Origin of the sequence: Plectonema radiosum NIES-515 (genome assembly GCF_025753815.1) — a bacterium.
Taxonomy (GTDB): domain Bacteria; phylum Cyanobacteriota; class Cyanobacteriia; order Cyanobacteriales; family Nostocaceae; genus Hassallia; species Hassallia radiosum_A.
Genome location: NZ_JAOWRF010000295.1, coordinates 1 through 25,179, shown reverse-complemented (window position 1 = coordinate 25,179; position 25,179 = coordinate 1). Strand labels below are relative to the sequence as shown.

The following is a 25,179-nucleotide window of genomic DNA, read 5'->3' as shown; positions in this document are numbered from 1 at the left end:
GAAAGCTTCATACAATCCGGATTGCCAAACTAAGAGCAAAAGCTGTTAATTTTCAATTTGGCTAAATAGTCTCTGTCCCTTACGCTTTCTCAGTTTCAGCTGTAAATAAATTAAGTAAAAGTTCCTAATTTTTCCCTTGAAATTTGCATTTACAAAAATTCAAAAAAATATACAATTATAAAGATTTAATTATATAGCTTTTGTGGATGTCCTTTTGTCGCCTGTATGTGAGTATTATTTTTGCTCAATGGCTCAAATAGATTTTGAAAGCGTCTTTTTCGTAGACGCTGCTAGAACCACCTGAACATAAACCTGTAAACGGAAATTTGGCTAATGACACCGGATAAGTTGACCTTCACAGATAAAATTTCGCTAGACGGAAAAACTTTTGTACATGCCGAACAAATACCTATCCCAGAGTGGGCTTGTGTGGTGACAGAAAGACCACAGCCGACACTTACTGTTAAAGATGATGATTTATTTTTTGTGACAGACACTATCGGCAATATATCTGGTTGTTCACTCAACGACAGCAACCCCAGTATGGGACTGTTTTGCTCTGATACCAGATTTCTCAGTCGTTTGGAGTTGCAGATTGAAGGGCGATCGCCTGTTCTCCTCAGCAGTACTGCCGACAAGGGATTTTCACTTTCAGTTTTGTGTACTAATCCCAGAATCGACGATCGCCTAAATGCCGACAGCGTAGGGATTCGCCGCGAACTTGTCCTTAACGGCGCACTATTTGAAGAAATAGAAGTATCTAATTATAGCACAACTACCGTTACCTTTGAACTAACTATCAGCTTTGATGCGGATTTTGTCGATTTATTTGAAGTGCGGGGCTATGACAGACAGAAACGCGGTAAACTTTTGCGCCTACTAGACCCAACAATTGAGGAAGCAATACTCAATTGTGATGGTGGCGTTTCGGCGATACAGACAACAGCGACACGAGAAATGTTGACACTAGCCTACCAAGGTCTAGATGGCTTAATCATGGAATCGCGCATTCAATTCCAACATCGAATCCCCGATTCTTTCAAAGGTTACACAGCGGTTTGGCGGATGGAATTGGCTTCCCACGAAACCCAAAAACTGGGTTATCGGGTGAATATGTTAACAAACAACAAATCTAGCTCTACTGTTAGTGCCCCTGCCACCCTCGGACAAGCAAAAGCCGCTGAGGTGATGGAAGAACAGCACTGGGGACAACAAATTACCCGAATTCGCTCAGATAAAAGCTTGTTTAATCGAGTCATCGAGCGAGCGGAACAAGATATGTATTTGTTGCGGCAGTCTTTTGGCAAGCATAAAATTGTTTCTGCTGGTGTGCCGTGGTTTTCTTCACTATTTGGGCGGGATTCGCTGATTACAGCTTACCAAAGCTTAATGTTAAATCCGCAAATCGCCAAAGAAACTCTTTTTCTTTTAGCCGCATACCAAGGTAAAAATGAAGATGATTGGCGTGAAGAGGAACCGGGTAAGATTTTACACGAGTTGCGATTGGGAGAAATGGCGCGTTGTCAAGAAATTCCCCACACACCCTACTACGGTACCGTTGATGCTACTCCTCTGTGGCTGATGCTGTATGCTGAATACTACATTTGGACTCACGATCAAGAAACTCTAGAGCAACTTTGGTCACATGCTCTGGCAGCAATGGAGTGGATCGATCGCAATATGAAACAAACTAGCTACTTAAGCTACTATTGCAAATCTAAACGCGGTCTTGCTAACCAAGGCTGGAAAGATTCTGGTGATTGTATTGTAGACCGCAAGGGAGAATTAGCAAGCGGACCAATTGCCCTTTGTGAAGTGCAAGCTTATGTGTACGCTGCGAAAATGCGTCTGGCAGAAATTGCGAGGACGAAAAAGCGGCTTGATTTAGCAGATCGCTGGCAAGAAGAAGCAAGAAGCCTGAAGGTTCGTTTCAATCGAGATTTCTGGATGGAAGACGAGGATTTCTGCGCTCTTGCTTTGGATGGAGACGGTAAGCATGTAGATAGCATCACGTCAAATCCCGGTCATTGTCTGCTTTTAGGAATTTTCACCCCAGAAAAAGCTTACAGTGTGGCAGAGCGGTTGCGGGCACCGGATATGTTTAATGGTTGGGGCATTCGCACCCTCAGTAGTTTGTCACCAGCTTACAATCCGATGGGCTATCATATTGGCTCAGTTTGGCCCCACGACAACGCGCTCATTGCAATGGGTTTGCGATCGCTCGGTTTAATCGATCAAGCTTTAGAATTGTACCAAGGCTTGATCGATATGACTAGCCAGCAGCCCTACCACCGTCCCCCAGAACTTTTATGCGGCTATGAACGTAACGGTGATAACTCCCCCGTGCTATATCCTGTCGCTTGTACTCCTCAAGCTTGGGCTACTGGCAGTATCTTTCAATTACTGCAAATGATGGTAAATTTGGTGCCTGATGCTCAAAATAACTGCTTGCGAATAATTGACCCCGCTTTGCCAGAGTCGATTAATCGTTTGTCATTCCAGAATTTGCGCGTTGGTGGTACCGTTCTCGATTTAGAATTTGAACGCTCTGGTAACACCACTGCTTGTCGCGTTGCCAAAAAACGCGGTAATCTCCGTGTAGTTATTGAAGCGTAATTTAGTTAGGAGTACAGGAGTTGTAGAGACGCGAAATTTCGCGTCTCTACAGGAGTACAGGAGTTTTAAATCTTAACTCCTAACTCATAACTCATCACTCTTAACTCCTAACTATTTAGCCTTCCTCCTTCTCACTTTTTTGTCCTGGGGAAGCTTCATAAAGAGCATCTAATTGCTGACGAGCATCTTCAACGTTGACTGAACGCATTACCAATAAAGGTTCTTTAATTAAATTTCCAGAACTATCTAATAACTCTGGATGTGGTATAAATTGTTTTCTTGATGACATATACGCCGAGTTTCCGTGCTGAATTGATGACCTGGAATAAGTTCGGTCTGCGTCAAAACTGAACATCATCAAGTTGCGAATTAAGTTGCCAACGGCTATAAAAGCAAGGATGGTAAAAGCAAGAATGTAAAGTAAGTGTAACATCGGTTTTTCCTCCAGGTGCTGCGGTTTTAAAATTTTATCTTGTCGTTTTGGGTGGGGTTTCCCCATCCTGACTGTATTGCTTGGTTTTGCCGATACCGTTACTCCGGGCTAAAGCGAATATTCAACACACAAAAAGTGCGCCTATGTCGATGTGAGACAATTTTTTAAGTCTTAGTCGATGTAACGTGGCATAGAATACAATATTTTCTTAATTCAAAGGATTTGAACGATTTTGTAGTATCTCTTCGACTTATATACCGTTTTGCTATTGCCAAGAAGTTTAGCAAAATTCTGAAGTTAAAAACATTAAACTTCTCGATGTTGACGAAAGCGCATTGCCACTTGCCAACATTCTGTGACTAATTTATGCCAAGGCATTAAAGTTTCCATCTCAATGCCGACTTGCCCGTCAGTTGCAGCAAACAGCATTTTCGTTGTGTTCACTTTGTCTTGAGCCTGCTTGACTCGCAACAGTAGATCGGATTGCTCCTGGTGACTCATAAATGAGAGTTGCTCTGTCTCCAGTAATTCACGCGATCGCGCAAACCAATACTGAAAATCTTCCAACAACGGCTGCAAAACCGTCTTCAGCAACTCTGGCTCTGGTAAGTTCGAGTCTCGCATAAATCAGAGGCATATTTCTAACTTGCTTACTAATATTAACGCTATTTACATTTCTTAACACTTTTCTTATTTCTATCTCACGACAGAAATAGTTATGATTTTGTCAAAAACGTTACAGTTTTATTATATAAGCTATACCAAAGGTTTGTACAGTCCCGATATATATAGCTGTACTTGCAGGGTTAAGATAGATGCAGCTTGAGAAAAAATTATTATATTCAAGTTTAATTATGAGAAATATGATATTATCAAAATATTTTGATATTTTTTATGAAAATACGTAATCATACAGCCAGTTAAAAAAATTATCTCTCATACAAATAAGAGCTTACCTACGTGGGCTAAATTAGATACATCTTCATACATAAATTGTCTTAGCTATTAGCTATTAAGTAAACCTAAAATACTGTACCTGAACCGTAGTAAGCGGTTTACCGCTCAAGTATTCAATTTGAAGGGCTGAAGCCCTACTACCTAAAAAAAGGAGTTATATTATGGCTGAAATCCGAAAAATTATTCAATTAGGCAATCCCATATTGCGCTCCCAAGCTCAGGAAATTGAAAATATTCAAGACGAGCATATCCAAAAACTCATTGAAGATTTATTGGCAACAGTTGCTGATAGTAACGGGGTGGGAATTGCTGCACCTCAAATTGCAGAACAAAAGCGTTTATTTATCGTTGCTTCGCGTCCCAATCCTCGATATCCTAACGCCCCGGAGATGCAACCAACAGCGATGATAAATCCGAAAATAACGGCACATTCAAATGAAATTATTAAAGGTTGGGAAGGTTGTTTAAGTATTCCCGGAATTAGAGGATTAGTTCCTAGATATCAAGCAATAGAAGTAGAATATACTGACCGCAATGGTAAGTTACAAAAACAAGAGTTTACTGATTTTGTAGCGCGAATTTTTCAACATGAGTCCGACCACTTTGAGGGAATTGTTTTTTTAGATAGGGTAGAAAATACTTTAGATATAATGACTGAACAGGAATATCAATTTCAAAGGGAAAACTTTGAATAATCTGATTGACATTGCAGACCGATTTAAGCAACAAGGTAAGATCGTCAACATCCAGGAATTTGGGCATGGGAATATTAATAATACTTTCCTTGTAACTCTGGATTTTCTAGAAGAAAAGCATTTTATCCTGCAACGCATCAACACGCAGGTGTTTCGTCAACCGAAACTCGTGATGCAGAACATGAGTATCTTTACTATTCATGTGCACGATAAGCTGAAGGCTTTAAGCTTTGCCGATCGCCTCCAAGAAACCTCCCCAAATCGCCGCTGGGAGGTTCCCCGTGTACTTATGACACAAAATGCCCAAAATCACTTTATTGATGCTGAAGGGTCATTCTGGCGGGCAATCAGCTTTATTGACGCTGCCGAGTCTTTTGACACAATTCAAGATAGCAATCACGCTCGTGAAGTCGGTTATGCGCTGGGTATGTTCCATAACCTGATCAGCGATTTGCCTACGGAAAAACTCGCTGACACTCTTCCAGGGTTCCACATTACACCGCGTTACCTTCAACAATATGTAGAGACTTCGTATTTGGCGTCTTTACAAAGTAGCGTGAGTCAATCTGCAAAAGTCAAGTATTGCTTGCAATTTGTAAGCGATCGCTCTTCTTGGGCAAACGTTTTAGAAAATGCCCAAGCACAAGGACATCTGCGTTTACGCTCAATTCACGGCGATCCGAAGATAAATAATGTCATGATAGACACTACAACCGGGCACGGCATCAGTATTATTGACCTGGACACCGTTAAACCTGGTTTGGTTCATTATGATATCGGTGATTGTCTGCGCTCAAGCTGCAATCCTTTGGGAGAAGAAACAGACCAGTGGCAGATGGTGCGCTTTGACACCGATATTTGTCAATCTGTTTTGCAAGGTTATCTCTCCGTGGCAAGAGATTTCCTCAATCTTAGCGACTATGAATATATGTACGATGCAATCCGCTTGATTGCCTTTGAGTTGGGATTGCGATTTTTCACTGATTATTTAGCGGGTAATGTCTACTTTAAAACTAAATACCCAGAACATAATCTTGCTAGGGCACTTGTACAATTTAAGCTCACCGAAAGTATCGAATCTCAGGAAACTGCTATCCGCACTATCATTGAGGAAATGCGATGAACGAGCAAAATTTTGATTTGCAGCCATTTAATTTGACAAGCTCAGTGTCTGATTTCAAGATTACAGGCAGTATCGCTCGAAACGGCAATAAATTAACTATTTGTTATGCACTGCTTGGCAATTTGACAAAAGTCCAGATTCCTGAATCAGCAGACTTAAGAAAGCGCAAATACGATCTTTGGGAAGAAACATGTTTCGAGTTATTTGTTGGAATTAAGAATTCTCCTGATTATTGGGAGTTTAATCTTTCTCCTGCCGGACATTGGAATGTCTTTCGCTTAGAGGATTATCGGCAAGGGTTAGAAGAGGAAATGGCTGTTACATCCTTACCGTTTAGCGTTCAGCAAAAATCAAACGCTTTGTTGGTTGACTTAGAAGTTGATTTAAATCAGTTTATCTTGGTGCAGCAATCTTTAGAAGTTGGAATTACTAGTGTTATTAAATCGAATGATGGCAATCTTAGCTATTGGGCATTAACTCATTGTGGTGAAGAAGCGGATTTTCATCGACGAGACAGTTTTATTGTTGAATTGTGAGTTGTCCGCTAATACCAAAAAAGCCTTTTGTGTTGTTTGAGCCAAATTCTCACGATTTGACATCTCAAATCGTTATGGCATAAGCATCTCTGGCTTTTGCCCAATGAAGTGCAACTTGATGAATGGCGATCGCATTGAAAGCATAATTTCCACGTTATCACCAAAGCGATACTACTCCCTTACCGCTGAAAAAATACCTATTACGTATTAAAGGACATCCGTTACCAGAAAACGATATTTGGATTGCAGCGATCGCATTACAATACAACTTGATGTTAGTTACACGCGATGCTCATTTTCTTGAGATTGAAAATTTACAAACGGTAACTTGGTAAGTAGTTGCTTTGTTCAGCCCAAACTATGCCGAAATGATAGTGCGATCGCTTAATTTCCTTTCTTTTGCTGAAGAGCGATCGCACCACAACTTTTTCATTCATCTCTGCACTATAGACTCGACTAGATGGCTATCTGCGATAAATACTGATTTATAAATCGTTACAAAATCACCTAAGATATTTTTATTAACAATATAAGTATTTTTGCTCACTGCCATGATAGCGGATCGATTTCCCTGGCTAACTGCGATTGTCCTGCTGCCACTCGTTGCTTCCTTTATAATCCCCGTACTACCTGATAAAGACGGCAAACTTGTGCGGTTTTATGCTTTAGGTGTGGCGATCGCCGACTTTGCTTTGATGTGCTACGCTTTTTGGAAGCATTACGACCCCAGCAGCGCTACTTTTCAACTCGCAGAGAAGTATACCTGGGTGCCTCAGTTAAATTTTAACTGGGCAGTTTCGGTAGATGGACTATCTGTCCCCCTGGTGCTTCTGGCTGGATTGGTGACGACACTAGCGATATTTGCAGCTTGGCAAGTTAATGTCAAGCCGAAGCTCTTCTATTTCTTGATGCTGGTACTGTATTCTGCACAGATAGGGGTATTCGTCGCCCAAGACTTGCTACTATTTTTCATTATGTGGGAAATCGAACTGGTTCCCGTTTACCTGCTCGTCTCGATTTGGGGGGGTCAAAAGCGTCGCTACGCAGCGACAAAATTCTTAATATATACCGCAGCTGCTTCTATTTTCATCTTGGTTGCAGCGCTAGGAATGGCAGTCTACGGGGACAATATGACCTTCGATGTAGTCGAGCTTGCCATGAAGGATTACCCACTAGCACTAGAATTACCGCTATACGCAGGATTGCTGATTGCATTTGGTGTCAAGCTGGCTGTTTTTCCCCTACACACCTGGCTGCCTGATGCTCATGGTGAAGCTTCTGCTCCCGTGTCAATGATTCTAGCAGGTGTGCTTTTGAAGATGGGCGGATATGGACTAATTCGCCTGAATCTGGAGCTTTTGGGCGATGCACACATTTATTTTGCCCCGATGCTGGCAATTCTAGGTGTTGTCAACATTATTTATGGTGGGTTGAACTCTCTTGCTCAGTCTAATATGAAGCGTCGCCTAGCTTATTCGTCAGTTTCCCACATGGGATTTGTACTGCTGGGTATTGCGTCCTTCACCGACTTGGGAATTAGCGGTGCGATGTTGCAAATGATCTCCCACGGTTTAATTGCCTCGGTGTTGTTCTTCTTAGCAGGGGTGACTTACGATCGCACCCACACCCTAATAATGGATAAAATGGGCGGTGTTGGTCAGGTAATGCCGAAAGTGTTTGCCCTGTTTACAATCGCGGCAATGGCATCTCTAGCTCTCCCCGGTATGAGCGGCTTTGTTAGCGAATTGGCAGTCTTTGTTGGTGTTACCACCAGCGATGTCTACAGCTCCACTTTCTGCACCGTCACGGTCTTCTTAGCTGCGGTGGGAGTCATCCTCACACCGATTTATCTGCTCTCGATGCTGCGACAAATATTTTACGGTTCTGGTGCTGCTCTCACATGCGACGTTACCAATGCCGGCTCGGAGAATCAGGATGATGAAGGAGCGGTTTGCTTTGGTACAGACTGCGCTTTGCCTAGCGAGGCAGTTTATGAGGATGCCAGACCGCGTGAGGTGTTTATTGCTGCCTGTTTTCTGGTGTTGATTATCGGCATCGGGTTCTACCCCAAGCTGGCAACACAAATGTACGACGTAAAGACTGTTGCGTTAAATGCTCAAATTCGCCAATCGTATACTACAATTTCCCAAGGAAATCCCCAGATTTATGCTACTAAATTCTTGCTTCCGCAAATTGCCGAGTCTGAAACTGCACCTGTTTTAGGAATTGTCAAGTAAGCTGATTTTGATGAAAATTAGGCGATCGCCCTAAACGTTAATAGAAAACTTTGTAGTCAGCGCTTGGGCGCCCAAGCGCTGACTACAATTAATATCAGCCTAACAATGCTTTAGTCGCAGATTCCCCTGCTAACTTTACCCGTTTTGTCAATTGAAAGTTTAACAATACCAAAACACTCAATTCACCCAAGAGTGTCATAAAAATTGTTGTTGTAGAGGCATATACTACACTTGCCCAAGGAAAGCTGGAAAACAGCCATAAGCCAGCATTTTTTGCTGGATCAATGGTGAGCAATTGGAGAATCATCGGTGGTAAAAACATTACCGCAGCTACAGTACCAATTGCCCACAAAGAACGCTTGGAAGTTTTCATCATCAACATCAACTGAGCTATGGTAGCGTAAATCATCATCAAGGTGATAAATAAGGCTAAAGCAAAAACTAGATGAATCCGGTGAATATGGTTTCCAAACCCAAGTGAACTAGGGTTATGGTGAACATTTAAAATGGGTGCAACTGCAATCCAAACTATTAATGGGATAATGGCGATCGCTACATTAATTGCCATTGCTACCAGTGCAATACTCTTTTCACCGAAAATCAAATCTTTGAGCAAATTCTTCCAAACACCCTGATGTCGATATCTTGCCCAATCTTGTACAGCTTGACGGTGAGGTGAGAGAATTGCAATTAAACCAAGAAGTAACACTGAATTAGAAAATCCTAGAATTATGAAATTCTCGCCAATTTGAGAATTCACATCGTACAAGCAATCTGTAGAACGTTGGTGAACCAAAGTAGGTGGGCAATAATTTTTTACATATTGCAAAGTGAATCCCCACATCATTACTTGCAAACCAGCTACCAGCAAATAACTTTGAAGCTTGCTGATAACAGCGATATTCGGGTTCCGAAAGCAACGTTTTAATCCTTGCCAAATACCAAGCGTACACAAGCCATAACTCAATAAGTGGAAACCAACAATACTAGTAACATTTGTTCCAATCGGTAAGTAGAAAAACTGCAATTGTTTCAGTGGTGAACCGTTGTATAAGTGAAACAAATTGGGAAACAGATAATTGGTGATATCGAAGGGACTAAATAACCTAAACCAAGCTGTTGAATTGTGGAAATTTGTTCCAGAAGACGATGCCATCATCATCATCATACTTAAGAATATTAGAACCGACCCACTACCTAACCAAGGTTGAAAATTATTAAACCAACGACAAACTAAACCAAAAAGTAGCGCTGCACTATAAAATAAAATACAGCTAGCAACAAGAACAGCGTAGAAACTAAAAATGTAACTGAAGGCGATATTAGCAGAACGTCCAGCATACAAATGTAAAGGCACTGCTACTAAAGTTACAAGATAAACTAAAATTGGCACTCCTAACAGCTTACCAATCAAAATATTTACTTCTGACTGGGGACTGAGACGAATAAAATTTAGCGTACCGCGACGTTCTTCATTAGCTAGGTTATTGATGAGTAAATAAGTTCCTGCTACTAAAAGTGTGAAGATAAAAATCACGCTCAATGAGAGAAATATGTATTCCCAGTGATCTCGCCACCACAATTGCATATTTAATTGATTAGGAGGGCAAAAATTCTCGGAAAGATATTTGCTTAAAGCTTGACTTTTTGTATTCGCTGATTTGAGTTCAGTTTGCAGATCAACCAGTGAACCTGTAGTAGATGCTTTAGTTGTTTTAAAGTTTGATATCGCTGTATTCAATGTGTTTATTTGTTGATACAGCGCGTCTTGTTGCTGGCGATAAGATTTACTTACAGTACAGTATTGATCGATTAAAGAGTATCTTTCTCCAGGAAAATCTTTTAATTGAAACAGGAATAATACCAGTTGACCGAGTAGCGATATAATAAATGCGATCGCCACAGGGACAATTTTCAAGCGACCTTTAATTTCCCGCAATAATTGCGGATTCCAATCGCCGATTTTATCTATTAAGTTGAGCATCATAATCACAAATCCTTCAGTAAATGGTAATTGGTGCTTATTTAGCAACTAACAACGCTCCAAATAACAACTCACAACAATAGACATCTGCGAAAATTAATTATGCGTTAACCAAACCCCAAGAGACGCTAAATTTAGCGTCTCTACATTCTTTTGCGGAGATGTCTAATCTTTAAGATGCTTGTTTATGACCTAGTTTGAGAAAAATTGTTTCTAGGTCTTCTTGAGTGCAGTGAAATTCGCTCAGAGGAATGTTAGCTTCGATGAGCGATCGCAAAAATAAAGCACTATCTTCTTGATTCCCTGAAAAGTAGACGCGCACACTTTGTTTATCTAGCATAACTTCCCACTCCTCTACTAGGCAATGATTTTTCAATTCGCTTAAGAGTGGTTCTAAATTTCCCAAAGTCGATAATAAAATTTGCTGGCGAGAAAGACGCTGATAAAGTTGTTTTAGTGAAGCACTTTCTACCAAAAAGCCAAGTTCCATAATTCCCACTGAAGTACACAGTTCTGCTAAGTCGCTGAGAACATGGGAGGAAATTAATATTGTCATTCCAGCTTCTTGCAACGCTTTAATCATTTCGCGAAAGTGCATTCTGGCAATGGGGTCAAGCCCGGAAACTGGCTCATCTAGTAGTAGTAAAATTGGTTCGTGGATAATTGTTCGCGCTAAACACAGACGCTGTTTCATCCCCCGCGATAAAGTAGAAATCTGACTATGGCGTTTATTGCCAAGTTGTATTAATTCTAACACCTCATGTAAGCGTTGAGTGCGGCGCGGTTCCCGCAAGCGATACAAACGGGCAAAATAATCGAGATAATCCCAAACTGTGAGATCATCGTAAAGGGGATAGTCATCGGGTAAGTAGCCGAGACGACGTTTGAGAGTCGGATTAGTTTTGTCACGTAGCAAGCGATCGCCATTAATATAAATCTCACCCGTAGTCGGTTCCTCAGCAGTTGCCAACATCCGCATGAGAGTTGTTTTACCGGCGCCATTGGGACCAATCAGTCCGTAAACCTCACCCGCTTGGATCTCCAAATCAACATCATTAACCGCAACATGGCGATCGAATTGCTTAGTGAGTCCACAGGTGCGAATTGCCAGTTCTTTTACCATAGCTGCTGTGCGGTTTAACAGTTAACCTAACTTCTCTCTACAGCTTTTGTCAGGCAAGTTTCGGAAATTGAAACAAAAGAAAAGCCTTGGCGAATATAATTCGCTACTATACAAACAAAACCCACCTCCGTGGGTTGGAAAGTCTTGATTTTGTCTTAGCGATTGGAAATCGCGGCTACACAAACAAAACCCACCTCCGTGGGTTGGAAAGCAGGCGGACTTTGCCTGTGTAGTAGCGAATTATATTCGCCCAAAACTTTTCTTTTATAGCGACTTTTCTTTGCGAATGCTATGGCTCCGGCTCCGGCTACGGATATGGCTCCGGCTACGGATATGGCTACGGTTCCGGCGAAAGCTACGGTTCCAGCTATAGCTCTCGTAACGGGAGCGGTCTACCTCGTAACGGGAGCGGTTCCCGAACTTATGGGAGCGGTTCCCGAACTTATGGGAGAGCTAGATTAAATATTCAAATTCTTAGTTAAAGTTACTCATAGCTTTTCACTTCTCGAAGTTGACAGCGTTAAAGCTTTCTGGTATTTTTGAATAATTGCCGAAAACCAAGGCCAAAAAATAGCTAATTTGTAAACCACAGTCGCGTTCATTACTAGCGAGCCTCTAACAAGTCGGACGGAAGACCACGATTCGTTAAATTGGCTTAAAATACTGAATGAACAATGGCTAAAAGCTTTACTATGTGATTGCCCGTAAAATATTACAAATAGGCTCGGCTAGAGCCGAATTTACGCCTGTGGACAAGAAGGAGCCGACTCCCTTGATTGAAGCAGGAAGCAAACCCTCTAGAAATTACTTCTAGTTGAATGGTGAAGCTTAGATAAGTTTAGCCAAGTTTTGTATAGCAGTTAAATTAAAGATATGCTTTTCTAGGCGAAACAAAGTATGCGCTATCAAGTGGTGCTTGCTAACTTAATGTTTTGACCGGATTCAGCCGAATAATTATCGAGTTCTGAATACAAAGTAAACAACTCACTCAAAACTTCTTCCCCAGCAATTTCTCCAAGGCTCGTAAATCGTTCTACCTGTACAATATTACATCACGATGTGTAGGGGCACGGCAGTGCCCATACGTGTCAACTTAACGTAAAAGCTATGTCCCGCAAGGAACTGAAGTTCCTTGCTAATAGCAAAAGTCATCTGAAGATGACTAAATATCCCCAAGAATCTTTAGTCTACTGAAGTAGACTTTAGCTATTAGCCTAGAACTAAAGTTCAAGGCGGGTGAGTCAGCCAACAGTTAAGCTATTTCTAGGCTTTTGTTGACACCAATGGGCAGTGCTGTGCCCCTACGGGTGTACCTCACGTAAACGAGAACTATTATATGAATAATCAATATGAACAAGATTTTAATCTTTGGCGAGAAAGCATTATTGAGCAAATTAAAGAACATCGGTTTAATGATATAGATTGGGAGCATTTGCTTTTAGAATTAGAAGACATGGGTAAAGCAGAGAAACGGTCATTTATGAGCAACTTAACGATACTGATTGCTCATTTACTAAAGTTAACCGTTCAATCTGATGCTCCTGAAATGATGAAACAAAGCTGGTATAGTTCTGTGACAGAACATCGTTTTCGAGTAAAAAAAGATTTGGAAGAAAATCCTTCTTTTAAAAACTATATTACTGAAGTTATTTCTCAGGCTTATGCCGATGCTCGCAAACTGGCAATCAAAGAAAGTAAAAACGCTAAATTTGGAGTTAGAAAACATAAAGAAGAAGAATATCCTCTGGATTGTTCTTTTCTTCTAGAACAGTTATTAGATGAAGATTTTTATGGAGATAGTGATTAACAGTTAACAGTTAACTTGTTTTTTGCGAGTTGAGTTACACCGCATACGCCTTGTAAAAACCAAAACATAGTATTGCAGAGTCCGCAGCCTTAAGACAGGGCATTCCCCGACTGAGTATAAAAACAAAAAACTCGCCAATTTCCGTCTTTTTAATCTCCATCTTCTAATTTGGCGATTTGCTTATTGCATCTTTATGACTACAATTACTATTGATGCTAGATAATGGGAAAGCTTTGACATAAACTAGCCCATCTAGCTCCAGAAATAAGTATTAAGACCTATGCGAACTCACTATTGCGGCGCACTCCGTTCATCACATATTGGAGAAACTGTCACCATTAACGGATGGGTAGACCGTCGCCGCGATCATGGGGGTGTGATATTCTTAGATTTACGCGATCGCTCTGGCATTGTCCAAATTGTCAGCGACCCCCAACGTACCCCAAATTCTTACGAACCAGCTAACGCTCTGCGTAATGAATATGTCGTGGAAATCACAGGTAGGGTAACGCAGCGTCCCGAAGAATCGCTAAATACCCGCATCCCCACTGGCGTTGTGGAAATCTACGCTGATAAAATCGAATTGCTAAATGCTGTTCGCAAACAGTTACCTTTTCAAGTTTCCACCGCAGACAGCGAGAATGTGCGGGAAGACTTGCGGCTGAAATATCGTTATCTAGATTTGCGACGCGATCGCATGGCACGTAACTTACAATTACGTCATCAAGTCGTCAAAACCATGCGTCGCTATCTCGAAGATGTGGAAAACTTCATCGAAGTTGAAACCCCCATCTTAACTCGTTCCACCCCCGAAGGCGCACGCGATTACATTTTACCCAGTCGTGTCAGTGCTGGTGAGTGGTTTGCTTTACCGCAATCACCGCAGCTTTTCAAACAGATATTGATGGTAGCAGGATGCGATCGCTATTATCAAATTGCTCGTTGTTTCCGGGACGAAGACTTACGTGCTGACAGACAACCAGAATTCACCCAATTGGACATGGAAATGAGTTTCATGTCCCAAGAAGAAATTATCGAACTCAACGAAAAGTTAGTTTCGCATATCTTCAAAACAGTTAAAGGTATCGAATTACAACTTCCCTTCCCCCGTCTCACCTACGCAGACGCAATGGAGCGTTACGGCAGTGATAAACCTGATACCCGCTACGGGCTGGAACTAGTCAATGTCTCGGATATATTAAAAGACTCTGGTTTCAAAGTCTTTCGTGAAGCGATCGCCAATGGCGGGATTGTGAAAATCTTGCCGATTCCCAACGGCAATGATACAATTTCCAATGTCCGTATTAAACCAGGTGGCGACTTATTCAAAGAAGCTGCGGAAGCCGGTGCCAAAGGTTTAGCATACATCCGCGTCAGAGAAGATGGGGAAATTGACACCATCGGTGCGATTAAAGACAACTTAACACCAGAACAAAAGCAGGAAATTTTACGCCGCACCGATGCCAAACCCGGACATTTGCTATTATTTGCAGCAGCAGATGTGGCAACTGTCAATAAGACTTTAGATAGATTGCGGCAAGCGATCGCCAGAGAATTTAAATTAATCGATCCAGAAAAAATCAACTTGCTTTGGGTGGTAGATTTCCCGATGTTTGAGTGGAATGCTGATGAGAAACGCTTAGAAGCATTGCACCATCCATTTACAGCACCGCATCCTGATGATTTGTCCGACTTGAAAACTGCCCGCGCCCAAGCGTATGATTTAGTTTACAACGGCTTTGAAGTTGGTGGTGGTAGTCGGCGAATTTATCAGCGAGAAATTCAAGAAGAGGTATTTGAAGCGATCGGTTTATCTCCGGAAGAAGCACAAAGTAAATTTGGCTTTCTTTTAGAGGCATTTGAATATGGTACACCACCGCATGGTGGTATCGCCTACGGTTTAGATCGCTTGGTGATGTTGTTAGCTGGGGAAGAATCAATTCGCGATGTAATTGCCTTCCCCAAGACGCAACAAGCGCGTTGTTTGTTAACAGATGCACCTTCGAGTGTAGATGCAAAGCAATTGAAAGAATTGCACGTTGCATCAACTTATAAACCGAAGTCTTAGACTTCATCAGCGTGCTTGAATTGTATTTTGATACGATGTCCGCACTTATTGTTCAGATTGGGATAAAAACCCGTCGTAGAGACGTTCGGTGTGGAACGTCTCTACAATATGTGTAATATCATGACAGGTTTATCAGATTGGGATTGGGATAAAAACCCGTCGTAGAGACGTTCGGTGTGGAACGTCTCTACAATATGTGTAATATCATGACAGGTTTATCAGATTGGGATAAAAACCCGTCGTAGAGACGTTCCGGCGGAACGTCTCTGCAATATGTGTAATATCATGACAGGTTTATCAGATTGGGATTGGGATAAAAACCCGTCGTAGAGACGTTCGGTGTGGAACGTCTCTACAATATGTGTAATATCATGACAGGTTTATCAGATTGGGATTGGGATAAAAACCCGTCGTAGAGACGTTCGGTGTGGAACGTCTCTACAATATGTGTAATATCATGACAGGTTTATCAGATTGGGATAAAAACCCGTCGTAGAGACGTTCCGGCGGAACGTCTCTGCAATATGTGTAATATCATGACAGGTTTATCAGATTGGGATTGGGATAAAAACCCGTCGTAGAGACGTTCGGTGTGGAACGTCTCTACAATATGTGTAATATCATGACAGGTTTATCAGATTGGGATTGGTATAAAAACCCGTCGTAGAGACGTTCGGTGTGGAACGTCTCTACAATATGTGTAATATCATGACAGGTTTATTACATACAGCAAATTTCAGGTTGCAGGAGGTACATGCGTAAAACCCCTCTCCTTGTAGAGACTACCAAGTGCTACGTCTCTACGTGTATTTAATAACAACGCAATCTGCTGTATGATGCACAGACGTAGCAGTTGGTAGTCTCTACAGAGGTTTCGGGCAACGCATAATAAGCATAGCGTATGAGATTGCCTGAAAATCCGAAAAATAGGATACTCAGGATGTATCCAAAGCAGGAATCCGATTTATTTGAAGAATAAATCTAGAAATTTGAAATTTTAGGAGTTATGGATGAATCAGCAGGAATGGTTAATTGATGAAGCTATGCCCCCTGATGCTGTGGCTATTGAGCAGATGGAGCGTGAAATTGGCTCCTCTCAACGGGGTAGTCGGGAGTCATTCAGCCAGCCACAAGCTGTTAATTTGGCTGTAAGATTGCAAGATATTATGATTTGGGATACAAAAAAGTGGTTTGGCGATGCAGAGATGCGGTTAGATGCCCTGGTGGTTCACGGTCACGCAACACCAGGTGAAGCAGCCAGCGTTTATATGCCTAAAACCTTTCGTTTTCCGGGGATTAAAAGTCAGGATCGTTTGCCTACTGGTGAGAACGGTTTACTAATCTTCTATGGAGAGGCTCTTCATTTCTTGGATATCTTCATCACAGTATCGCGCGATCGCCAAGATTCTGAAGACCTAGCCACCCTACTTCACAACAATTCACAATCACCTAATTTTCAAGGGGCAGTAAATAGTCTCCTGGGGCTGGCTGGGGCTACACCGGGACTTATGGCTGTCGGGACTGCGATTGGTGGAGCATCAATTTTGGGTAATTTAGCTCGCCAAGTCCTCAGCAAAGTTACTGGTAATACCATAGGACTATATCATACCTCATGGTTGCAGTATAAAGATGGATTTGGCATTGGGCGACATCCTGAAAGGGCTTCTCATAATGTCAAAGATTTATCTTTCTGGTATGAAATTATTCGAGAAGAACCTTCATAATAAATTTGGCGTTGCTGATTTAAAATATGAATTTGTCTCACGCACTCGTAGCACTCGTAGCAAAGGTACAAAGAAAAAGAAAGGTAATTTTGGCATTTCATATTCTGATTCAGCAACGCCATAAATTTTGATGGATAGTGTCAATCTCTGGAAACTTTCCTTCTTAGAACTCAAGCACAATCAAATACAAAATCAGTAATTATGACTGTTCAATTATCTCAAACAGACTTTCAACGCCTAATTAAGATAGTATCTAACTTACCAGGGTTTGGCACTACTGTGTACGAGCGCCGTCGTTTTGTTGAAGGTGCTTTTGGAGGTGAACCTAAAGCAAATATCATCTTGGGACAATTAAATTTGGATGGTATACCGATGAATGTCGCGGTAGAAGTAGTGCGTTTCTTCTCCAATTTTGGACAGGTGGCTTATGGCAAAGAAGCTTTAGGCGTTTTCCTCAATTATATTCAACCCTATACAGGTGATGAAGATACTTCTTTCATTCAAGATTTATTTCAAAGATATCCTCTTGATACACCAGCTAGTCCCAATCGCTTAATTGATCGTTGGCGAGGGGTTGATAATATAGCTGATATCAAAGAAAAAATTCTTGGTGAAGATACATTACGCCACATTTATATTTTAGACATGGCGCTTGATGCAGCTAAAGCCGTTGTTCATATCAAAGTTCCCAAATCAAATAGACCTACTGAAGCGGGTACAGGTTTTATGATTGCACCAGATTTATTGATGACCAACAACCATGTTATCGTCAGCCAAGAGGAAGCTGAAAAAGCTGAATATACCTTCAATTATCAATTAGATAAAAACGGTCAAGCATCTCCTATCATTACAGTCAACGCCTTACCCAATGGCAAATTTCATACAAATTACGAGTTAGATTATACAGTTGTATCACTTAATAATGTCCCTGACTTTGGCAATCCTTTAAAACTTAAGAACAAGCAAGTAAGGCAAAATGAACGAGTAACAATTATTCAGCATCCTGGTGGACATTTAAAAAAAATCTCCATCCAAAACAACTTTGTTGCTTATGCTGACACTAAAGATGTGCAATACACTACAAGCACTCTCCCTGGCTCCTCAGGCTCACCTGTATTTGATGATGATTTTCAAGTAGTTGCAATTCATCATAGCGGGAGAATATTAACAGAGCCAAATACACAGCAGCAATATTTACGCAATGCGGGTACAAGTATGATATCTGTGCTGAAAGATTTGCAGACAAATGCACCGGAGATTTATGCACAATTGCAGGGGTAATTGAGCGATGGCAATCAGTAGTAAATTAATGCGAGAATTAGTAGATATTTTGAATACATATCTGACAGATAGTCAAGATTGTATAACTCATTTAATAAAACTATTAGGAACAGAAGAAAAGATATCTAAGGAAGTTTATTGGGATAAGAAATCTAACTACATTACCGCTCTCATATTGCAGCTAGATATTTCTGGAAATCTACCATCTGGAGAAATAGCCCTTTGTGGATTTTTAAAATTAATTAGTGAAGATGTAGGTGAAGATGTCCAAGAACAGATAAATAAGTTAGCACAAAAAATTGTCGAAGAACAAGCAATCTTTAAATTAAAAAATATACTTGTACCTTTAGAAAAACAATTTTTTAAGGAAATACAGCAGTCATATTCTGCCTGTTTATCTAATAACTTTAGTGACTGGGAACCTGAAAATATTGAAGACATTTTCACCCAATTTAAAGATATCTATGAAAAAGAAGCTTCTCTACAATCAATTGCTAAATTTGTAGCTAAATTATTAAGTATTCAGAAATTACTTCCTAATATTAATCATCAATTAGAACAGTGGAGGGTAAAGTATACTGCCAATTTTGATCACATTTATCAACAACCTAGACAAGATATAAAGCACAAACAAGATAATATACAAAGACACCTCATTATCTTAATAGAACCGAGTATTCAAGAACCTGATAAAAATCTTTATATTGTTAAATCTTGGGTAATTGAGGAAGAGAATTTAAGATATAAGTCTAAGTCATTGGACATAACTTATCAAAAAAAAGAAAAATTTTCTTTTGAAGAAATGCCAAGTTTATTGAGCTATTTTATTCAACAAAGCATTGATCCAATGGGAAATTTACTTGAAACAATCGAAATTTTTTTACCTCGTGAACTATTCGACAAACCAATTGATACTTTTATTCAAAAAAAAATTGATGATGATGATGATGATGATGAATTATACGGAATAGGTATGAAGTATAATGTCAGTATTCGTTCCTATCAACGGATCAAAAAACTGCTGAAGAAAAAATGTCGAGACGAAAAAATCATACGTTGGCAGAATAAGTGGCAAACTCTACACAAGCAACGTGAAGATATATGCTGTTCCTATTTGATTCCAGAAAACAATGAAGATTGTTTGGGTCAATTATTATCATCTAATGTTCTTGGTGTAAAATCATTTAACACTCCTTCTGAGGATATTTTGAAAGCTATTGATCAGGCTGGAATCCCAGTTGCTTTATGGTTAAGGTCTAAATTGGAAGATTCAGGTTTTGTGTCTGAATTTGAATCAATTTTAAAAAAGTGTTCGATTATGAAAATACCTGAAAAAATTACAGAAATACGTCGAAAAGCCTTTAGAAAAGAAAAGCATATTGGACAGAATATAGTTTTATTATGGGACAATCCAAATATATTACCACCAGAAATTTTACCTGCATCACTACCATAAGTTTTACATTAATATTCAGCCATGACATCTTGGAAAATATTTGAAGGAAACCCTGAAAAGCCTCATGATAACATCGAAAATCTTCCCGATGCTCCTAGTTGGCGAAAATTTGAAAAACAAGAACGAGGTTCTACTTACAAAGCTAGGGAAGAAGAAATAGAGCTAGTAAATGCAGCGTTGTATCTACGTCGTCCTTTGTTGGTAACAGGAAAACCGGGGACGGGAAAAACTTCTTTAGCTTATGCAGTAGCTAAGGAATTAAATCTAGGTGAAGTATTACGTTGGAATATTACTACTCGCTCGACTTTACAGCAAGGGTTGTATAGTTATGATGCTATTGGTCGTTTACAAGATGCTAAAGCTAATGATAAAGATAATTTAGCAAAAATTGGTAAATATATTCAATTGGGTTCTTTGGGAACAGCATTTGCATCAAGATTGAAAAACCCAAGGGTGTTATTGATTGATGAAATGGATAAAAGCGATATTGATTTACCTAATGATTTGTTGAATATTTTTGAAGAAGGTGAATTTGATATCCCGGAATTAGCCAGAATAGCTAATGCAGATAATAAAGATGATAAAAATAAGTTAGACAACATTCATGTTAAAACTTATGACAACCAGCCTGCAACCATTATTAAAGGCAAAGTCCAATGTCAAGAGTTTCCCTTTGTTATCTTGACAAGTAATGGTGAACGAGAATTTCCCCCGGCTTTTTTACGAAGATGTTTGAGGTTAGATTTACCACAACCAAGTCGTCAGGAATTAGAAAAAATTGTCAAAGCCCATTTAGGTGATAATATTATTGGACAAGCAGAGAAACTTATTGAGCAGTTTCTCAACCGACGGGATAAAGGTGATTTAGCTACAGACCAATTACTCAATGCTATTTATATATTGACGAATACAGCTAATAAATCTGATTCCCCCATGCTTGAATCGGTGGATAATGAGGATAAAGATAAAGATGCCAAAACCAAGTTAGTAGAACATTTGCTGCGCTACTTAAATAGTAGAGATTAATCATGATAGAGCGATCGCTCGCCATTCTACAACAAGCTGGGTTCGACTTCACTGCCAGAGAATTAGCAGACATTCTCTGGTTGGCAGTTCACATGGAGCGATCACGAAGTGTGCCGCAGGTATCGCTAGAACAGTCACCCCAGGAACTAACAAAGCCAGCAACACCACAACCAGACTCCTCAAAACCTGTAGATACTTCAAAACCTGAAGCTACCGAACCTCCAGTTATTCTCGATCAAGACCCAACATCTTTGGTGGTTCTTCCTCCTCACCCGACAGAAAAGCCAAGCACCACAGACAACACAGAAGCGATTCCCATCAAAATTCCCGCAGCAGCAGCGCTGAGAAATTCCCTGGCTTTAGGACGTGCGCTTCGTCCTCTCATGCGGAAAGTACCATCTTCTACAGAAAAGATATTGGATGAACAAGCTACAGTTCAACGCTTTGCAGAAGATGAAATTGGCATACCAGTTCTCAAAAGCACTCCCGAAAGATGGTTAGAATTAGCTTTGGTAGTGGAAGAAACTAGCATCACCGAAATTTGGGAACAAACAATTAGAGAATTTCAACAACTGCTTAAATATCATGGTGCTTTTCGAGATGTGCGGACTTGGAAATTAAAAAGCGCAGAAACTTCAACTCAAACAAAAATACAATTATTTGCGGAAAATAGTACAGGATTTGATAATTTTACTCCCCACAAACCCGATATATTAATCGACCCCAAAGGGAGACGTTTAATTCTCCTGGTAAGTGATTGTATTTCTCCGATTTGGCGAAAAAAACTGATTCATCCAGTCCTAGAATTATGGGGGAAACGTGGTTTAATTACTATTCTTCAGTTACTTCCAGAAAGATTTTGGGAAAGGACAGCTTTAGTTGATCAAATTCCGGTTTTACTTTCCGCTTGCAATGCTGGAGTCTACAATTCCCAGCTAATTGCACAATTATGGGATGAAGATGATATTGATGAATTTGCAGATAAAAACAAATCAGAAATTCTCAAATCATTGACTTCTATTCCTGTTATTACCCTAGAACCAGAACCTTTACTTATCTGGTCAAAAGTTATCGCAGGTCAAGGAAATATCTCAACAGCAGGATTTAAATTTAATTCTCATCCAGAAGCAAAAACTACTACCCAGTCTTTACTCCCTACACCCCAGCTATCTGCTCTTGAATCTGACTTTTCACGGGATCTGGAAAACCCCTCTCCAAACCTCTCCCCGAAGCGGAGAGAGGCTTTGAATTCTCCCCCTTCCCTAGTAGGGAAGGGGGCTGGGGGGTTAGGTTTCGCGTTAGCTTTTCCACATGACGTGAAAAGTCAGGCTTTTGAATTAGTCAATCTATTCCGCGCAAATGCTTCGTTACAAGCCAGACGTTTAGCTGGATTAATGGCAGCAGTTCCTGTGAGTATATCTGTTGTACACCAAATTCAGCAAACCTTGCTAAAAGAATCAACACAAATTCATGTAGCAGAAGTGTTTATGAGTGGACTGTTGAAACGTTTACCAAGTTCTGACCATCCTGATTATATTGCCTATGAGTTTGTTGATGGTGTGAGAGAGTTACTGCGAGATTTTGTCCCCCCTCATCAACAAATTTCAGTTCTTGATAAAATATCGGAATTTATTCGTAAACGATTAGGGTTATCAATAAATGAATTTGAAGCGCTGCTACTCACACATGATAATAATGCTTTAGAAGCCAAGATTCGTCCCTTTGCACAACTCAAGGCTGAAGTTTTACGACAATTGGGAGGAAGCTATGCGCTTGAGGCTGAAAAATTAGACCTCAGTCAATTTGTGAAAAAATATGCTGGAGAATACATTTGTGCAGTAAAATGGGCTGGAGAAACTGGTATTTGGCAAAAAGAATCACAACCAGAACATTTACTAATTTCTCAACAGGGTGAAGTGCAGTTCCGTTCTCGGTTTGGTTTGGCAGTAATTCAAAATGTGAAAGTAGAACGGCAAACATTGTCTTGGGATTTTGATGATAATCAAACTGCTGCTAGTATCACTTTTCAAGTAAATAGCGAAGATAGCTATTTTTGGGAAAGTCAGCAAACAGGTAAGTTATTTCAAGGATGGTTAAACTATCCCAATGAAGGCAAAATTGATTTTAGAGGTAGATTCAACCTACAAATCTTTGAATTTGAAGTCGCACTTATCAAGGTTAATCAACCTGCTCAAATCAGTAGAGATAATCTTCCGGAAATTGCCGATGAGATGATTTTTACTAAAACAGGAAAACATCTCAACGATACTGAACAGTTAGTAATACAAGGAACATTAGCCAATCAAACTTATGAGCAAATAGCAGTCTCAGCAGAATACTCTGTGCGTCACCTCAAGAATGTTGCTATTAAGCTATGGGGAGTGTTATCAGAAGTATTTGGTGAAAAAGTCACCAAAAAAAATCTCAAAGCCAATCTCGAACAGTTGGTGGCAAGTCGTCATTTAACCATTCACCGTCATCGTCAAACATCTCAATATTTTATTGAAGATTTAGGGAATGGAGTACAGCTAGAAATGGTTGCCATTCCTGAAGGTAGTTTTATCATGGGTTCACCAGCAGATGAAGCTGAACGAAGAGAGGATGAAAGCCCTCAGCATGAAGTTACAATTGCTCCCTTTTATATGGGTAAGTATCCAGTAACCCAGGCGCAATGGCAAGCAGTAGCAGCACTTCCACAAGTAAATAGCGAACTTAATCCAGAGCCATCTTATTTTAAAGGAGAAAATCGTCCAGTTGAACGAGTTTCATGGTATGATACTCAAGAGTTCTGCGATCGCCTCTCTCGTCAAACTGGCAAGCCCTACCGTTTACCGAGTGAAGCCGAATGGGAATATGCCTGTCGTGCTGGTACGACTACGCCATTCCATTTTGGTGAGACGATTACATCTGAACTGGCAAATTACCATGGTAACTATACTTACGGTTCTGGCGTAAAAGGAACTTATCGAGGAGAAACAACCGAAGTAGGCAGCTTTGGTGTAGCGAATGCCTTTGGGTTATATGATATGCACGGTCTAGTTTGGGAATGGTGTGCAGACCATTGGCATAACAATTATGATGGAGCGCCAACAGATGGTAGCGCGTGGATAAGTGATAATGATAATCGTTCCCTGCTGCTGCGCGGTGGGTCTTGGTTCGACTTCCCTGGCTACTGCCGTTCTGCTATTCGCAGCGACTACAACCCCGTCAACGACTTCAACACTGTCGGTTTTCGGGTGGTGTGTGCGGGTGCGATCGCGAGGATTCTTCGCCCTTGACACTTTAGCCCTTTAGCCCTCTGCACTTCTTCTCTTTGCCCTTTTCAAGTGTAGCGGAGCGGAGCGATCAATTTTTTTTGCAGATTGACAAAGGTTAAGATTTATATCATGTCCACTTGATTACTTACTCCTAAGCGCGGAACCCCACCCCGCCAAAGCTGTGCTTTGTCTCCCCTCCCCGCAAGCGGGGAGGGGATTAAGGGGTGGGGTGCAGTGTGTGGGAATCATAACTAATTATCCGGACTTGATATTACTAATAAATGGTAACTTCAGTTTCAACCAGCATAACACATAAACTTGGGCGGTGCTGAATTTTAATATGAAAATACTAATTCAACGCTCAGAGACGTTCCGCCGGAACGTCTCTACAATAAGGGTTTTAATGTTACAATCAACCCCAAAATTTATAATTCATATTTGAAATCAGCAACGCCTAAACTTGAGCATGTAAATATGCGTGCTTTGGGAAAAATAATGGAAGAATTGCCAATCATCCAAAAGACTTACGATTTGATTAAATGGTATGTTCCAATTCTCAATCGATTGCCAAAACTACATAAATTCGCTTTAGGAGACAGGATAATCAATGGCTTGTACAATTTATTAGAAGGCTTGCTGGTTGCACGTTATAACAAAGAAAAGCTAAAACAATTAGAATCACTGCCCCAACGATTAAAATCGCGGTGAAATAAACCAAGTCCCAACGATTAAAATCGCGGTGAAATAAACCAAGCCCCAAGGATTAAAATCGCGGCTAAACAAACCAAGCCCAAACGATTAAAATCGCGGCTAAACAAACCAAGTCCGCCTACGCGGACTAAGATAAAATCGGGGG

The 25,179-nt window shown here is 40.6% G+C and carries 19 protein-coding genes and 2 pseudogenes; 16 read left to right on the top strand and 5 right to left on the bottom strand.

Features of this window, described 5'->3' with window-relative positions:
- The first annotated feature begins 333 nt into the window (after nt 1-333).
- On the top strand, nt 334-2,616 hold the full coding sequence (locus tag OGM63_RS20375) for an amylo-alpha-1,6-glucosidase (protein ID WP_263747478.1): 2,283 nt from the start codon (nt 334-336) through the stop codon (nt 2,614-2,616).
- A 115-nt stretch (nt 2,617-2,731) separates the two neighbouring features.
- Here OGM63_RS20375 and OGM63_RS20370 read toward each other — a convergent pair whose 3' ends face one another.
- Both OGM63_RS20370 and OGM63_RS20365 read right to left on the bottom strand, forming a co-directional pair.
- Entirely contained in the window at nt 2,732-3,049 is a 318-nt protein-coding gene (locus tag OGM63_RS20370) for a DUF2973 domain-containing protein (protein WP_263747501.1), read from the bottom strand.
- Between the two features lie 306 nt (nt 3,050-3,355).
- Nucleotides 3,356-3,673, bottom strand: coding sequence for a DUF2605 domain-containing protein (locus tag OGM63_RS20365; RefSeq protein ID WP_263747477.1), 318 nt, complete (start codon nt 3,671-3,673; stop codon nt 3,356-3,358).
- Between the two features lie 494 nt (nt 3,674-4,167).
- On the opposite strand from OGM63_RS20365, the gene def reads away from it, so the two are divergent.
- The 4 genes from def to OGM63_RS29925 all read left to right on the top strand — a co-directional run bounded on the left by def (nt 4,168) and on the right by OGM63_RS29925 (nt 6,695).
- Nucleotides 4,168-4,701, top strand: coding sequence for a peptide deformylase (def, locus tag OGM63_RS20360; RefSeq protein ID WP_263747476.1), 534 nt, complete (start codon nt 4,168-4,170; stop codon nt 4,699-4,701).
- Nucleotides 4,694-5,824 carry a phosphotransferase enzyme family protein gene (locus OGM63_RS20355; protein ID WP_263747475.1) on the top strand — a complete coding sequence of 377 codons (1,131 nt, stop codon included), beginning with the start codon at nt 4,694-4,696 and terminating at the stop codon, nt 5,822-5,824. The genes def and OGM63_RS20355 overlap by 8 nt, the downstream gene beginning before the upstream one ends.
- Complete coding sequence (locus OGM63_RS20350; RefSeq protein WP_263747474.1) at nt 5,821-6,360, top strand: DOMON-like domain-containing protein; 540 nt, start codon at nt 5,821-5,823, stop codon at nt 6,358-6,360. The genes OGM63_RS20355 and OGM63_RS20350 overlap by 4 nt, the downstream gene beginning before the upstream one ends.
- Nucleotides 6,361-6,545: 185 nt before the next feature.
- Nucleotides 6,546-6,695 (top strand): PIN domain-containing protein, encoded by a 150-nt coding sequence (locus OGM63_RS29925; protein ID WP_375340510.1) that lies wholly within the window; start codon nt 6,546-6,548, stop codon nt 6,693-6,695.
- Here the strand turns inward: OGM63_RS29925 and OGM63_RS20345 are convergent.
- Nucleotides 6,675-6,797 (bottom strand): hypothetical protein, encoded by a 123-nt coding sequence (locus tag OGM63_RS20345; RefSeq protein WP_263747473.1) that lies wholly within the window; start codon nt 6,795-6,797, stop codon nt 6,675-6,677. The two genes, OGM63_RS29925 and OGM63_RS20345, sit on opposite strands and share 21 nt — an antisense overlap.
- Before the next feature lie 114 nt (nt 6,798-6,911).
- Between OGM63_RS20345 and OGM63_RS20340 the strand changes: the two genes are divergently transcribed.
- Nucleotides 6,912-8,597 (top strand): NAD(P)H-quinone oxidoreductase subunit 4, encoded by a 1,686-nt coding sequence (locus OGM63_RS20340; protein WP_263747472.1) that lies wholly within the window; start codon nt 6,912-6,914, stop codon nt 8,595-8,597.
- A 94-nt stretch (nt 8,598-8,691) separates the two neighbouring features.
- Here the strand turns inward: OGM63_RS20340 and OGM63_RS20335 are convergent, their stop codons facing one another.
- Nucleotides 8,692-10,629: an ABC transporter permease subunit gene (locus OGM63_RS20335; protein WP_263747471.1), complete on the bottom strand. Its 1,938-nt coding sequence runs from the start codon at nt 10,627-10,629 to the stop codon at nt 8,692-8,694.
- Between the two features lie 124 nt (nt 10,630-10,753).
- On the bottom strand, nt 10,754-11,704 hold the full coding sequence (locus OGM63_RS20330; protein WP_263747470.1) for an ABC transporter ATP-binding protein: 951 nt from the start codon (nt 11,702-11,704) through the stop codon (nt 10,754-10,756).
- A gap of 291 nt (nt 11,705-11,995) precedes the next feature.
- Between OGM63_RS20330 and OGM63_RS20325 the strand changes: the two genes are divergently transcribed.
- The 10 genes and pseudogenes from OGM63_RS20325 (at nt 11,996) to OGM63_RS20280 (ending at nt 25,031) form a co-directional block, all read left to right on the top strand.
- Nucleotides 11,996-12,166: a hypothetical protein gene (locus tag OGM63_RS20325; RefSeq protein WP_263747469.1), complete on the top strand. Its 171-nt coding sequence runs from the start codon at nt 11,996-11,998 to the stop codon at nt 12,164-12,166.
- Between the two features lie 874 nt (nt 12,167-13,040).
- On the top strand, nt 13,041-13,511 hold the full coding sequence (locus OGM63_RS20320; RefSeq protein ID WP_263747468.1) for a DUF29 domain-containing protein: 471 nt from the start codon (nt 13,041-13,043) through the stop codon (nt 13,509-13,511).
- Between the two features lie 280 nt (nt 13,512-13,791).
- Nucleotides 13,792-15,579, top strand: coding sequence for an aspartate--tRNA ligase (gene aspS, locus OGM63_RS20315; RefSeq protein WP_263747467.1), 1,788 nt, complete (start codon nt 13,792-13,794; stop codon nt 15,577-15,579).
- Nucleotides 15,580-16,589: 1,010 nt separating this feature from the next.
- Complete coding sequence (locus OGM63_RS20310; protein WP_263747466.1) at nt 16,590-17,303, top strand: hypothetical protein; 714 nt, start codon at nt 16,590-16,592, stop codon at nt 17,301-17,303.
- Between the two features lie 201 nt (nt 17,304-17,504).
- On the top strand, nt 17,505-18,584 hold the full coding sequence (locus OGM63_RS20305; protein WP_263747465.1) for a trypsin-like peptidase domain-containing protein: 1,080 nt from the start codon (nt 17,505-17,507) through the stop codon (nt 18,582-18,584).
- Nucleotides 18,585-18,591: 7 nt separating this feature from the next.
- Nucleotides 18,592-20,040: a VMAP-C domain-containing protein gene (locus tag OGM63_RS20300; RefSeq protein WP_263747464.1), complete on the top strand. Its 1,449-nt coding sequence runs from the start codon at nt 18,592-18,594 to the stop codon at nt 20,038-20,040.
- Nucleotides 20,041-20,061: 21 nt separating this feature from the next.
- Nucleotides 20,062-21,066, top strand: a complete 1,005-nt coding sequence (locus OGM63_RS20295; RefSeq protein ID WP_263747463.1) for an AAA family ATPase — start codon at nt 20,062-20,064, stop codon at nt 21,064-21,066.
- A gap of 2 nt (nt 21,067-21,068) precedes the next feature.
- Nucleotides 21,069-23,498 (top strand): annotated as a pseudogene (locus OGM63_RS30075) (SAV_2336 N-terminal domain-related protein); the annotation flags it as partial.
- Nucleotides 23,499-23,513: 15 nt separating this feature from the next.
- Nucleotides 23,514-24,344, top strand: a pseudogene (locus OGM63_RS30070) (formylglycine-generating enzyme family protein); the annotation flags it as partial.
- Nucleotides 24,345-24,818: 474 nt separating this feature from the next.
- Nucleotides 24,819-25,031: a four helix bundle protein gene (locus tag OGM63_RS20280; RefSeq protein WP_263747462.1), complete on the top strand. Its 213-nt coding sequence runs from the start codon at nt 24,819-24,821 to the stop codon at nt 25,029-25,031.
- The last annotated feature ends 148 nt before the right edge of the window (nt 25,032-25,179 follow it).

Bases quoted from the DNA above. Each gene is read 5' to 3' on its own strand.
- OGM63_RS20375 (WP_263747478.1), top strand. From the start codon at position 334: ATGACACCGGATAAGTTGACCTTCACAGATAAAATTTCGCTAGACGGA.
- OGM63_RS20370 (WP_263747501.1), bottom strand. From the start codon at position 3,049: ATGTTACACTTACTTTACATTCTTGCTTTTACCATCCTTGCTTTTATA.
- OGM63_RS20365 (WP_263747477.1), bottom strand. From the start codon at position 3,673: ATGCGAGACTCGAACTTACCAGAGCCAGAGTTGCTGAAGACGGTTTTG.
- def (WP_263747476.1), top strand. From the start codon at position 4,168: ATGGCTGAAATCCGAAAAATTATTCAATTAGGCAATCCCATATTGCGC.
- OGM63_RS20350 (WP_263747474.1), top strand. From the start codon at position 5,821: ATGAACGAGCAAAATTTTGATTTGCAGCCATTTAATTTGACAAGCTCA.
- OGM63_RS20345 (WP_263747473.1), bottom strand. From the start codon at position 6,797: ATGAATGAAAAAGTTGTGGTGCGATCGCTCTTCAGCAAAAGAAAGGAA.
- OGM63_RS20340 (WP_263747472.1), top strand. From the start codon at position 6,912: ATGATAGCGGATCGATTTCCCTGGCTAACTGCGATTGTCCTGCTGCCA.
- OGM63_RS20330 (WP_263747470.1), bottom strand. From the start codon at position 11,704: ATGGTAAAAGAACTGGCAATTCGCACCTGTGGACTCACTAAGCAATTC.
- OGM63_RS20325 (WP_263747469.1), top strand. From the start codon at position 11,996: ATGGCTCCGGCTCCGGCTACGGATATGGCTCCGGCTACGGATATGGCT.
- OGM63_RS20320 (WP_263747468.1), top strand. From the start codon at position 13,041: ATGAATAATCAATATGAACAAGATTTTAATCTTTGGCGAGAAAGCATT.
- aspS (WP_263747467.1), top strand. From the start codon at position 13,792: ATGCGAACTCACTATTGCGGCGCACTCCGTTCATCACATATTGGAGAA.
- OGM63_RS20310 (WP_263747466.1), top strand. From the start codon at position 16,590: ATGAATCAGCAGGAATGGTTAATTGATGAAGCTATGCCCCCTGATGCT.
- OGM63_RS20305 (WP_263747465.1), top strand. From the start codon at position 17,505: ATGACTGTTCAATTATCTCAAACAGACTTTCAACGCCTAATTAAGATA.
- OGM63_RS20300 (WP_263747464.1), top strand. From the start codon at position 18,592: ATGGCAATCAGTAGTAAATTAATGCGAGAATTAGTAGATATTTTGAAT.
- OGM63_RS20295 (WP_263747463.1), top strand. From the start codon at position 20,062: ATGACATCTTGGAAAATATTTGAAGGAAACCCTGAAAAGCCTCATGAT.
- OGM63_RS20280 (WP_263747462.1), top strand. From the start codon at position 24,819: ATGGAAGAATTGCCAATCATCCAAAAGACTTACGATTTGATTAAATGG.